Annotated in this window: 11 protein-coding genes and 1 tRNA gene; 8 read left to right on the top strand and 4 right to left on the bottom strand. The window is 63.5% G+C overall.

The genetic code is table 11. The features are described 5' to 3' along the window. Positions 1 to 102: 102 nt before the first annotated feature. Positions 103 to 429 (top strand): IclR family transcriptional regulator domain-containing protein, encoded by a 327-nt coding sequence (locus WP12_RS10910; protein ID WP_200894497.1) that lies wholly within the window; start codon positions 103 to 105, stop codon positions 427 to 429. Between the two features lie 127 nt (positions 430 to 556). Here WP12_RS10910 and WP12_RS10915 read toward each other — a convergent pair whose 3' ends face one another. After that, a complete protein-coding gene (locus WP12_RS10915; protein ID WP_200894498.1) occupies positions 557 to 1270 on the bottom strand; it encodes an AraC family transcriptional regulator in 714 nt (237 codons plus the stop codon). Between the two features lie 168 nt (positions 1271 to 1438). Between WP12_RS10915 and WP12_RS10920 the strand changes: the two genes are divergently transcribed. The 3 genes from WP12_RS10920 to WP12_RS10930 all read left to right on the top strand — a co-directional run bounded on the left by WP12_RS10920 (position 1439) and on the right by WP12_RS10930 (position 4688). Beyond that, complete coding sequence (locus tag WP12_RS10920; protein WP_046193752.1) at positions 1439 to 2374, top strand: NmrA family NAD(P)-binding protein; 936 nt, start codon at positions 1439 to 1441, stop codon at positions 2372 to 2374. A gap of 345 nt (positions 2375 to 2719) precedes the next feature. Beyond that, positions 2720 to 3634 (top strand): dimethylarginine dimethylaminohydrolase family protein, encoded by a 915-nt coding sequence (locus WP12_RS10925; RefSeq protein ID WP_160299211.1) that lies wholly within the window; start codon positions 2720 to 2722, stop codon positions 3632 to 3634. Between the two features lie 22 nt (positions 3635 to 3656). Beyond that, positions 3657 to 4688 carry an ATP-dependent DNA ligase gene (locus tag WP12_RS10930; protein WP_046193753.1) on the top strand — a complete coding sequence of 344 codons (1032 nt, stop codon included), beginning with the start codon at positions 3657 to 3659 and terminating at the stop codon, positions 4686 to 4688. 60 nt (positions 4689 to 4748) lie between these two features. Here WP12_RS10930 and WP12_RS10935 read toward each other — a convergent pair whose 3' ends face one another. From WP12_RS10935 to WP12_RS10945, 3 genes are all read right to left on the bottom strand, one after another. After that, the gene (locus WP12_RS10935) at positions 4749 to 5153 is read right to left on the bottom strand and encodes a RidA family protein (RefSeq protein ID WP_046193754.1); all 405 of its coding nucleotides are present in this window, start codon (positions 5151 to 5153) and stop codon (positions 4749 to 4751) included. Positions 5154 to 5242: 89 nt separating this feature from the next. Continuing rightward, the gene (locus tag WP12_RS10940; RefSeq protein ID WP_046193755.1) at positions 5243 to 7138 is read right to left on the bottom strand and encodes a methyl-accepting chemotaxis protein; all 1896 of its coding nucleotides are present in this window, start codon (positions 7136 to 7138) and stop codon (positions 5243 to 5245) included. 178 nt (positions 7139 to 7316) lie between these two features. Continuing rightward, positions 7317 to 7393, bottom strand: a tRNA-Pro gene (locus WP12_RS10945). Positions 7394 to 7529: 136 nt separating this feature from the next. On the opposite strand from WP12_RS10945, the gene yajC reads away from it, so the two are divergent. From yajC to WP12_RS10965, 4 genes are read left to right on the top strand one after another with little or no spacing between them, the layout of a single operon-like run. Continuing rightward, the gene (yajC, locus tag WP12_RS10950) at positions 7530 to 7874 is read left to right on the top strand and encodes a preprotein translocase subunit YajC (RefSeq protein WP_046193756.1); all 345 of its coding nucleotides are present in this window, start codon (positions 7530 to 7532) and stop codon (positions 7872 to 7874) included. A gap of 7 nt (positions 7875 to 7881) precedes the next feature. Beyond that, positions 7882 to 9474 (top strand): protein translocase subunit SecD, encoded by a 1593-nt coding sequence (gene secD, locus WP12_RS10955; RefSeq protein WP_046193757.1) that lies wholly within the window; start codon positions 7882 to 7884, stop codon positions 9472 to 9474. Positions 9475 to 9487: 13 nt separating this feature from the next. Then, the gene (gene secF / locus WP12_RS10960) at positions 9488 to 10453 is read left to right on the top strand and encodes a protein translocase subunit SecF (RefSeq protein ID WP_046193758.1); all 966 of its coding nucleotides are present in this window, start codon (positions 9488 to 9490) and stop codon (positions 10451 to 10453) included. Between the two features lie 5 nt (positions 10454 to 10458). Beyond that, positions 10459 to 10836 carry an MTH938/NDUFAF3 family protein gene (locus tag WP12_RS10965; RefSeq protein WP_046193759.1) on the top strand — a complete coding sequence of 126 codons (378 nt, stop codon included), beginning with the start codon at positions 10459 to 10461 and terminating at the stop codon, positions 10834 to 10836. The last annotated feature ends 153 nt before the right edge of the window (positions 10837 to 10989 follow it).

A 10989-nucleotide genomic window follows, 5' to 3' on the forward strand; every position in this document is an offset into this window, starting at 1 on the left:
ATGCAATTGCACGACAATTAAACGACCGCCCTCGCAAATGTCTCGGCTTTGAAACGCCTGCCGAGGTCTTCGGTCGCGAAATCATGAACTTGCAACCCAGTGTTGCACTTCAGACTTGAAACCGCCCTTTCATCAGGGACCTTCGTCCCTCTCACGCCCAACACGCTGACGACGCCTGAGGCGCTTTCCGCCGAGTTCGACCGCATCCGGCGAAACGGCTATGCACTGGATGAGCAGGAAATCGTACAGGGCCTGGTGTGCATAGCCGTACCGATACAGCTGGAAGGTCGCGTGATCGCGGCGGTCTCGCTGGTAGTGACGCGCAAAGGAGATGCTGTGCGTCCCACGGCCTATCTCGCCCGTTTACGTGCGGCGGCAACAGAGATCGAACGTAAGCTGCAACCCTTTTCCGACATGGTGCGGGTCTGAGCGAGGGACTGTCAGTAAACATCACTGCTGTGCGTCTTGCGAGCTGGCCTCCTCCGGCGCCAGGAAGGGTGTCGACTTCGGTCTATCGCCGCCGATACTTCGGATGGGCAGACGGGTGCTGCGTGCTCTATAGGCGCTCGGCAAAGTAGCGCGATGGCGTGGTCCCAAGTGCCTTCTTGAACATGACGATGAAGGCCGTCGTGGATTCATACCCCAGGTCGCCTGCTACCCGCTGGACCGTCGCACCGCCGGCAAGTTCCCGCAACGCGATGACGAGATGTAGCTGACGCCGCCAACGGCCAAAGCTCAATCCTGTTTCTTGGATCATAAGCCTCTTCAACGATCGCTCACTGACGGCGACATGCTCAGCCCATTGGCCGAGGGTTCGGCGGTCGCTCGGGTCTGCCAGAAGAGCCGCAGCGATCAAGGCGATCTTTGGATGGTCAGATACGGGTAGCTCCAGCCCCTCCCGCGGCATCAGCGCGAGCTCATCGAGCATGACCCGCACGAGCCGATCGACATGAGCGTCACGCGCATCGCTTTCTGATAGTTCGGCTACCCGGAGTATCATCTCCCGCAGCATCGGCGATACCGAAAGCGTACAGCATTCAGCGGGAAGCATGGCCGCGCCGGGCTCGACAAACAGGTATGTCAGACGAGCATTGGACGTGACCTGATTGCTGTGAGGAACGCCGCCGGGTATCCAGATTCCGCAGTCGGGCGGAACGATCCAGACCCCACTCTCCGCTCTGCAGGTAACCGCGCCATGTAGCGCCACGATCAGCTGACCCTGCGGGTGCTGGTGCTGGTGCTCCTCGGCTTCATAGTCGGCGAAATCCATCCTGATTGCCATCGCCGGCCCATGCGAGAGGCTCAGATCGAGAGCGGTACTGCAGGGCGGTAGCTTGTTCGAAGGTTGGCCCGATTTAGAGATCATATGGCATTATCTCGACTTTCACTCGCGGCGCAATCTTTTAGGATCTTGGGTCAGCACTCCAGGAGATTAGCCATGCGTATCGCCGTGGTTGGCGCGACCGGCAGGATCGGCGCCAAACTTACCGAGAACCTCTTGACCAAAGGCCATTCAGTCAAAGCGCTTTCGAGAGGAGGGCCCGCCCTCGATGCACTTGTCGCGAAAGGAGCAGAACCGTTCCTTGGCAGCTTCGACACAGGTGATGGTGAGCTTGGCAGGTTCTTCGAAGACGCTGACGCTGCATTCCTGATGGTCAAAACAATTTGGGAGGGAGGGGACCTTCATGGGCACTACCCTACGGTAGCGCTTCGGTTCTTCGACGCACTTCGGGACTCCCCGGTGAAGCTTGCGGTGAGCCTGACCGGAATGGGATCCGAGGTCAGCGGAAACACCGGACATTTCCAGCCCTTCCATATCCTGGATCAGATCCTCAACCGGCTACGCGGCATCAATTTGGTGCACCTGCAGGGTGGCTGGTTCATGGAGAATCTGTTCGCGTGGATCGAATCGATCGCGCAGCACGACAGGATCGGCTGGTCGCTTGACCCCAACGTCAAAACGCCTTGGATTGCCATTCAGGACATCGCGGATCTCGCGGCGAAGGAGTTCGACACGCCCACTGACCGGCACCGATCCGTAAAGCAACTTGGCATCGATTACACGATGACCGAGGTCGCCGCGATTATCGGCCGGGCGCTCGGCAGAGAGGTGGACTATCGCTTCATCGACAGGAGCGACCGCGAGGTCGAGACGGTATACCGGGAGAGGTTCGGAACTCTCGAACAATGGGTCTATGATAACGACACCTTGGCTGCTCTTAACGATGGACGTGTAAAGTTTCACGATGATCGTCCTGCGCTGCGGACGACGATGGAAGACTTCGTCAAAGACACCCTTAGACCACTAATCGAGAAAGCGCGGACGGATGCCGTCAAACCAGAGACCTTCCTAACGTGGAGCGCGCAAGGATAGTCGCCGAGTTTGCGAAATCTACGTGATGCTGCCCTATGGAGCAGGCCGAGCAATAGCACACCGCGAAACGTGCCGGCTGGACCGCCGAGCTGGCCCGCCTTCATTATCTCGTCCACGCCCTACCGGGGAAGCGGCGTGGCGCGCCGCTCTAAAGATTTTGATCGCTTGTAATTCGCGATCAGGGGCTCGCGGTGCGCCCTGAGATCCTCTTCCGTTACCGCTATGCCGCGACCTCGGGATGCCGCGCCTATCGAAAACGGCCTGACATAGATCAACCTGACGGGTGATCAGGGAACAGGAAGCGTGATCGGCGATTGAGCCTTCGGATCTTTTGCGAAGGTTATGATGAAGCTCGATTTTTTCTCGCCCGGCGAAACTGCGGACCGGTTGTCGCCCCAACTCCCACGATGCAGCCTGTGGAGCGAAACCGATCGGCTGACCGATGTCCTGCTTTGCCGCCCGGTCTTTCTCGAACCTGTGCCGTGCTGCTCGGTAACGCGGGAATCGCTGCGCGACGGGTTCCAGACATCGGTTCCCGAGGCTCTGGCCCAGCATCGCGCGCTGGAAAAGGCTTTGATGCAAAATGGCGTCCGGTGCCACTTCCTGACGCCGCAGGAGGGCATGCCGGACATGTGCTTCACGCGCGATGCGCTGCTCACGACGCCCTGGGGTCTTCTGGCTCTCAAACCCGCCGCATCGCATCGCCAGACCGAAGCCGACTATGCCCTGCGGGCGTTGCGCCAGCTCGGCGCCCCTCTCGCCGCCCGCATCCGGCGCGGAACCGCGGAGGGCGGGGACATCTCGATCGTTCGCCGCGGCCTCGTCATCATCGGCTGCTCGGGCGCGCGGACCGATGATGAGGGCGCGGACAGCGCGGCGGAGGTGTTTCGGGGCCAGGGCTGGGATGTGCTCATTTACCGCTTCGATCCCCATTTTCTCCACCTCGACACCCAGTTAGCAATGGTCGGAGACGGGCTTGCATTGGCCTGCACCGATGTCCTTTCCGAGGACTTCCTCGCCGCGCTCGATCGGCACCGGATCGACATCATCCCGGTCAGCTACAAGGAATCGCGCAAGCTGGGCTGCAATGTCCTTTCGCTCGGCGACCGGCGCGTGCTCGCCGCGAAGGACAATGAGCGGGTCAATGCCATTCTAAGAGCCAGGGGCTACACCGTCGAAGCGATCGAACTCGATCAGTTCACGCGCTGCGGCGGCGGCGTCCATTGCCTGACGATGCCGCTGGCTCGCAGCGCGGGCTGATAGCGCGGCCGGCTCGCCAGGCATGGCCGCCACAGTCCCGCCGGGCGGCATCGCTCCGATGGAGGCGAAGCTCGTTGCCGAACTTCCGGACGGGCCCGGATGGCAATATGAGCCGAAGTGGGACGGTTTCCGCGCAATCGCCTTTCGCGACGGTGACGCTGTCGAGATCCAGTCGAAGTCGGGAAAGACACTCGCGCGCTACTTTCCCGAAATCGTCTCGCTGCTGCGGGCGACGCGGACCGAGCGCTATATCGTCGACGGTGAGATTATATTGCCGATCGGCGGCATTTTGTCTTTTGACGCGCTACAGCAGCGCCTTCACCCTGCGCCAAGCCGCGTCGCGAGATTGTCGGTGGAGACGCCCGCACAGCTGATGCTGTTCGACTGTCTCGCGCTGGACGGAAGGTCGCTTCTTGCCGAACCGCTCGCCGCCCGTCGCGCCATGCTTGAAAATCTCCATTCGGCGGAGGGCAACGCTTCGTTGCTGCTGTCGCCGATGAGCGAAGATCGCACGGTCGGCGACGCGTGGCTCGCCGGAAGCGGCGGCGCGCTCGACGGCGTCGTCGCAAAACGGACCGACGAACCCTATCGGCCCGGCGAGCGCGCGATGGCCAAGGTGAAGGTCCACCGCTCGGCCGATTGCGTCGTCGCCGGGTTGCGACGGGCGGCTGACGGCGGCGGCATCGCCTCGTTGCTCCTCGGATTATATGACGAGGCCGGCAAGCTTCATCATGTCGGCTTCACATCCGGGATCAAGGCGAGCGAGCGCGCCGATATCGATCAGCGGATCCGACCCTGTCTCGGCGGCGCCGGATTCAGCGGCAAGGCGCCCGGTGGTCCAAGCCGCTGGAACGACGGGCGCGAATCCGCCTGGGAGCCGCTCGACCCCCGGCTGGTCGTAGAGGTGCTGTTCGATCAGGTCACGGGCGAGCGCTTTCGGCATGGCACGCGAATTCTGCGCTGGCGTCCCGATAAGGACCCGTCGCAATGCACGATGGAACAGCTCGTGCACGAAGTACGGCCAGCGCAGCCGGCAACGATATTGCCATTTTGACGGCTGCGGGAACGCGACGAAGCGCCGATTTTCTTTATGGAGGCGCGCGTCTGGTTGCGATCAACGCGAAGGTTCGACAGCCGCCATCAGATCGACCTCGACCAGGAATTCCGGCTTCGACAGCCGCGTCACGCCGATCAGCGTGCTCGGCGGCCGCCCATCGCCATATCGGGGCAGATCTTCGTCGTAGAAGATCTTGAGGAATTCATCGACGTCGAGGACAAACATCCGCCGGTAGACGACATCGTCCCAGCTTGCGCCCGCGGCGCGCAGCGCGATGTCGAGATTGTCCATCACCTGGATATATTGCGCCTTGTAATTGCCCGGCTCGACGGGATCGTAATTGTAAGCGGACGGCGTCTGCCCGGCGATGAAGACAAGCTTCGTGTCGCCCTGTACCGTCACCACGCGCTTGAACGCCGGATGTCTGAACAGACCTGGCGGATCGAGTTCCACACGCTCCATCGTCTTCCTCTCCCTGATCGCTGGGGCGAAGGAGGCACGATAGGAAAGCCGGACGCAATACGTCCTATTGTCTGGAGGCGATCGCGGCGTCAGGCGGCGCGAAGCTGATCGACGATACGGTCGAGTTCGGCATTCAGGCGGGTGGCGTGATCGCGCACCCGCACACCGATCGAGCGGGTGCCGTCGGCGCTGTCGCGCACCGCCGCAAGCGACCGCGTGATCGTTTCGACCGAGGCGTGGGTGTCGCCGGCATGCTGGCCGACCTGCTGCGCCACTTCCAGTATCGTGGCGGTGGTCGACTGCTGCTGGACAACCGCGCTTGCGGTACCCGTGATCGTCACGTTCAGGTTCTGAAGCAGACCGTGGACCTTTTCGACCAGCGATGTCGTGGCCTTGGCGGCGGCTTCGACGCCGGTCACGCGTTCATGGATATCGTTGGTCGTGCGATGCGTCTGCGACGCGAGACCCTTCACCTCGCTCGCGACCACGGCGAAGCCCCTGCCAGCCTCGCCGGCGCGCGCCGCCTCGATCGTCGCGTTGAGCGCGAGCAGGTTCGACTGGGTCGCGATATCCTCGATCAGCCGCGCCGCGGTGCCGATGGAATCGATCTGCAGCAACAAATCGCCGTTCGCGCCTGTCGCAGCCCCTGATTCAGCGTCGGCAAGGCGCATCGCCTGCGCCATGCGCTCGGACTGCTGGTGGATATGCTGGGTCGCGCGCTCCAGTTCCTGGATATTGTTTTCGATATCCCGAACAGCCGATGCGGAGGCCGCGCTGCGAGTCTGCGCCTGCTCGGACGCGCGCTGCTGGGTCTCGACAGACGACAAGGTAACGGCGGCGCTGCGATCGAGTTCGTCGGCGCTCTGGACAAGCTGCTCGATCAATGTGCCGATCGAATCGGAGAGTCTGTCAGCCACGCCGTGAGATATCTCGCTGAGTTGTTGCCGTTGGCGCGCCTGCTCTTCCGCCTCGGTCTGGGACAGGCGCTGCAGGCGTTGATGGGCGTCCTTCGCCTGGAGCAGGGCATTTTCGGCGGCTGCGCGCGCGGCGCGCGCGTCCTCCAGCGCGGCTTCCCGCCCGGCCAGGCTTTCCTCTGCGATCAGCGATTTGGTCTCGATGACCCGCTGCGTCACGATGACCGCGCGGATTATCTTCACCGCCAGTGCGAAGAACAGCGCGCCTGCGGCAACGATGATCCACAACAGATCGCCCATCACCGCCGCCGCCGGCGAGATCGCCTGCCAGTGCAGATGGCCGAGGATATTCGTCTCAGCATCGCGCAGCACCAGCGTCGCCTCCTCGCCTTCGCCACCCCCCTGCGCCCAGCCCAGCCCGGGCAACTGCAATGTCCTGCTCCATTCGCGCAGGACATGGTGGCCGACCGGCTTGATCAGCACGACATAGCGAAGCTCGCCATGCGGCATCGCCGCGCCGGGTGTGTAGGGAAGGATCGCCGCGGCGGAGAAGATGGCAAGCTCGCCGTGGCGCACCCCCGCCATCGTCACAGCGCCCGTGACCGCACGACGCGGCAATTTGCGGAGCAGCGTCGGCAACAGCTCCGGCGCTTCCTGGTCCAGGCGCGGCTTGAAGCGCCCATTGGGCTGCGATGCATAGAGGGTCCGGCCACGGCCATCGATGATGTAGAGCGGAATGGCGCCTTTGTAATTGCTGTCTACCCAGGCATAATCGAATCTGCCGTAGACATGCGCCACCGCATCGTCCCAACGCGCATAGTCCATGGTCGAGCCCGCGAGGGAGTTCTGCTCATAAGCCAGCGCGTTGCGTACCATGCGCAGCTTCTCGTCGGCCGCGTTGGCATCCATCGCCACCATCATCGAACCCAGCAATGCCGCCGCCGTCAGCATCGCGACCAGCACCAGTCCCACGAAATGGTACAGGGCGGACGGAAGCCCTTGAAGAAAGAGCCGCAGCCGGTCGCCTTCCCATCGGGCGCGGTCGGCTATCGAATGGAAGGAGATGCTCATCCGCGCTCTTTACGCCGCCCTCCGTCACCAAAGCGTTAACCACAGCGAACGACTGCCTGCCGCGTGAACGCGGTGGCTATGAATTTGCTTGGGGAAAGCCGTCGGGCGGCCAGATATGATCGGGATATCGACAGATTGCTAGCAGCTGCTGGGGTCAGCTGGGAATCTAGCCAAGTTCTGGTCGGGGCGACAGGATTCGAACCTGCGACCCCTTGACCCCCAGTCAAGTGCGCTACCAGGCTGCGCCACGCCCCGACCAAGGCTGCGCGCTTTAGGGAGGTCTTTTGCGCTTGGCAAGCGCCCGGTTGCACCTGCCATGCGGAACGTGATAGGCGCGCGCCATTCCGGGCCGTTTTAAAGGCTCGCACTCTTTTCCGGGATGCCCTGAACGATGTTCGCCTCACCCGCTTATGCCCAGGCCGCTGGCGCCGCTCCCGCCGCTGGTGGCGGCGCAGCAATGCTGATGCAGTTCGCGCCGCTGATCTTCATCTTCGTGATCTTCTATTTTCTGATGATCCGCCCGCAGCAGAAGAAGATGAAGGAGCATCGCCTGGCGATCGACGCCGTCGCGAAGAATGACGTTATCGTCACAGCCGGCGGCCTAATCGCGAAGGTCATCAAGGTCGACGCCAACGAGGTCGAGGCCGAGATCGCGCCCAGCGTCCGCGTCAAGATCGTCAAGGGCACCATCGCCGAGGTCCGCCCCGCGGGCTCGGGCAAGCCCGCCAACGACTGAGCCAACAATGCTCGATTTCCCGCGCTGGAAGATATTGTCGATCGTCCTGTCGCTGACGATCGGCATCCTGCTTTCGATCCCGACCTTCGTGCCCGAGGCGACCGCCGAACGCTGGGGCCTCAGCGGCCTGCCGCGGGTCAATCTTGGCCTCGATCTGTCGGGCGGCAGCCATCTGATGCTGGAGGCGGATACCAGCGATCTCGCCAAACAGAATATCGCCAAGATGGAGGAGCAGGTCCGCACCGAGATGCGGCGCGCCGAGCCGCCGATCGCGATCGGCGACATCTCCACCACGGGCGGACGGCTGTCCTTCTTCGTGCGCGACGGCGCCAAGATCGACGCCGCGGTCGAGCGTATCCGTACCCTGACCCAGCCGTCGGGCATGTCGGGCCAGCGCGACTGGAACGTGCAGGTCGTCGATTCGACCCGGATCGTCATCACCCCCACCGACGCCGGCCTGCGCCAGGCAACGGACAGCGCGATGCAGGTCGCGACCGAGGTCGTCCGCAAGCGCATCGACGAGATGGGCACGCGTGAGCCGAACATCGTCCGTCAAGGCAGCGACCGTATCCTCGTCCAGGTGCCCGGCCTTCAGGATCCGGCCGCACTCAAGGCGCTGATCGGCCGGACCGCGAAGCTGGAGTTCAAGCTGGTCGATCTGACCGCGGATCCGCAGGCGGTGATCGAAGGTCGCGCTCCGGTCGGCAGCGAAGTTCTGCCCTATGCCGACAATCCCGGCGGCTTCATCGCGGTCAAGCGCCGCGCGATGCTGAGCGGCGACGAACTGATCGACGCCAAGATGACCTTCGGCCAGCAAAACAACGAACCGGTCGTCTCGATCACCTTCAACAGCGAGGGCGGCCGCAAGTTCGCCCGCGTGACGCAGGAAAATGTCGGCAAGCCCTTCGCGATGATCCTCGACGGCAAGGTGCTGTCGGCCCCAAACATCAACGAGCCCATCCTGGGCGGCCAGGCTCAAATTTCTGGCCGCTTCACCAGCGACAGCGCCAATGAGCTCGCCATCGCATTGCGCTCGGGCAAGCTGCCGGTCGCGCTGACCGTGGTCGAGGAACGCACCGTCGGTCCCGAGCTGGGCGCCGATTCGATCCGTGCCGGCACCCTCGCCAGCGTGATCGCGGTGCTCGCGGTCATCGTCTTCATGCTCGTCACCTATGGCCGCTTCGGCGTCTATGCGAATCTCGCCGTGATCATCAACGTGTTCGTCATTCTCGGCGTCATGGCGCTGCTCAACGCGACGCTGACGCTGCCTGGCATCGCCGGCTTCGTGCTGACGATCGGCGCGGCGGTGGACGCCAACGTGCTGATCAACGAACGCATGCGCGAAGAATTGCGTCGGGGCCGTTCGATCACCCAGGCGGTCGAGCACGGCTATAAGGAAGCCAGCCGCACCATCTTCGAGGCGAACGTGACGCATGCCATCGCCGGCGGCATCATGTTCCTGCTGGGTTCGGCCCAGGTGAAGGGGTTCGCGGTGGTCCTGCTGATCGGCATCGCCACATCGGTGTTCACCGCCGTGGTCTTTACCCGCATGCTCGTGACGCTGTGGCTGCGCCGCCGGCCCACCCACATCAATATCTGATCGGATCGGTCCCATGCGTCTGCTGAAACTGGTTCCCGACAATACCAATATCGGTTTCGTCCGGATCCGTGTCGTCTGCTTCATCGTCACTGCACTGCTCACGATCGCGGCGCTTGGCCTCACCGGGGCCCGTGGCCTCAATCTGGGCGTCGATTTCGTCGGCGGCCTGATGATCGAAGCGCAGTTTCCGGAGGCTCCGCAGATCGGCCGGGTGCGCAGCACGATCGACGGACTGGGCGTCGGCACCAGCTCGCTGCAGCAGTTCGGCGATCCGCGCACGGTATCGATCCGTCTGCCGGTCGAAGAGGGCGCCGACCAGGGCGCGACCAACGCCATCGTCGGCAAGGTCTCGACGGCGCTCAAGCAGCAATTCCCCGGCATCCGCTTCACCCGCACCGACACGGTGTCGGGCAAGGTATCGGGCGAGCTGATCCGCAACGGCGTGCTGGCGGTCATCCTCGCCGTGCTCGGCATCGCGGTCTTTTCCTGGCTGCGTTACGAATGGCAGTTCGGCGTCTCGACCTTCGTCGCCATCGTCCATGACGTGATCATGACGCTGGGCTTCTTCGCGCTGACGCAGATGGAGTTCGACCTCAACATCGTCGCCGCGGTGCTCACCATCATCGGCTACTCGATCAACGACAAGATGGTGATCGACGACCGCATCCGCGAGAATATGCGCAAGTTCCGTCAGATGGACATGAAGGCGCTGATCGACCTTTCGGTCAACGAGACGCTGCCGCGCACCGTGATGACCTCGATCACCATCGGCCTCGCGCTGCTGTCGCTGCTGCTGTTCGGCGGCCATGTGCTGCGCGGCTTCTCGGCGGCGATGCTGCTCGGTGTCGTGGTCGGCACCTATTCGTCGGTCTATGTCTCCTCGTCGCTGCTGATCACCCTCGGGCTCCAGCCGCAACGCTTCGATAGCAAGCCCGACACTGGACGGCCGGATGCCGAACGGGTCGGCCCCAAGGGCTGACCGCGATGGTCAGCTTCGACCGTGACGATGCCCCGAACGGTCCGACGATCCGTGGCTTTTCGGGCACCGCCTTTCGCGTCGAGGACCGGATCGTGCCGGGTGGCCTGTGGCTCACCCCGGACAATGCGCTCGACTGGGACGCGCCCGCGATCGAGGCGTTGACCGCCGACGATCTCGTCAGGCTGCTCTCGATCGAGCCGCGCCCCGAATTCCTGCTGCTCGGGACCGGCCCGTCGATGCGCCGTCCCACCCCGGCTTTCGCGGCGGCGATCGAGGCGCTGGGTTTCGGGATCGAGGTGATGGACAGCCGCGCCGCCGCCCGGGTCTGGAATGTGCTGCGCGGCGAGGACCGCTGGATCGTCGCCGCACTGATGCCGCTTTAGCCATACACCCGTCGCCCGGCCTCGCCGGGGCGACGTTTAGAGTGTGTTTCAGCGAAGCTGAAACGGCGGTACCCGCCCGCCCCCCCACCCAACCTCCCCATATATTTCGCTGGGTCGGGGAGTTGGGTGGGGGGGCGGGGCGGGGCCCCCTCC

The sequence above is a fragment of the Sphingomonas sp. SRS2 genome (genome assembly GCF_000971055.1).
In the GTDB taxonomy this organism is placed as follows: Bacteria; Pseudomonadota; Alphaproteobacteria; order Sphingomonadales; family Sphingomonadaceae; genus Rhizorhabdus.

What these genes read in the sequence shown, in the direction of transcription:
- WP12_RS10915 (WP_200894498.1), bottom strand. Translation starts at nt 1,270, where the DNA reads ATGGATTTCGCCGACTATGAAGCCGAGGAGCACCAGCACCAGCACCCG.
- WP12_RS10920 (WP_046193752.1), top strand. Translation starts at nt 1,439, where the DNA reads ATGCGTATCGCCGTGGTTGGCGCGACCGGCAGGATCGGCGCCAAACTT.
- WP12_RS10925 (WP_160299211.1), top strand. Translation starts at nt 2,720, where the DNA reads ATGAAGCTCGATTTTTTCTCGCCCGGCGAAACTGCGGACCGGTTGTCG.
- WP12_RS10930 (WP_046193753.1), top strand. Translation starts at nt 3,657, where the DNA reads ATGGCCGCCACAGTCCCGCCGGGCGGCATCGCTCCGATGGAGGCGAAG.
- WP12_RS10935 (WP_046193754.1), bottom strand. Translation starts at nt 5,153, where the DNA reads ATGGAGCGTGTGGAACTCGATCCGCCAGGTCTGTTCAGACATCCGGCG.
- WP12_RS10940 (WP_046193755.1), bottom strand. Translation starts at nt 7,138, where the DNA reads ATGAGCATCTCCTTCCATTCGATAGCCGACCGCGCCCGATGGGAAGGC.
- yajC (WP_046193756.1), top strand. Translation starts at nt 7,530, where the DNA reads ATGTTCGCCTCACCCGCTTATGCCCAGGCCGCTGGCGCCGCTCCCGCC.
- secD (WP_046193757.1), top strand. Translation starts at nt 7,882, where the DNA reads ATGCTCGATTTCCCGCGCTGGAAGATATTGTCGATCGTCCTGTCGCTG.
- secF (WP_046193758.1), top strand. Translation starts at nt 9,488, where the DNA reads ATGCGTCTGCTGAAACTGGTTCCCGACAATACCAATATCGGTTTCGTC.
- WP12_RS10965 (WP_046193759.1), top strand. Translation starts at nt 10,459, where the DNA reads ATGGTCAGCTTCGACCGTGACGATGCCCCGAACGGTCCGACGATCCGT.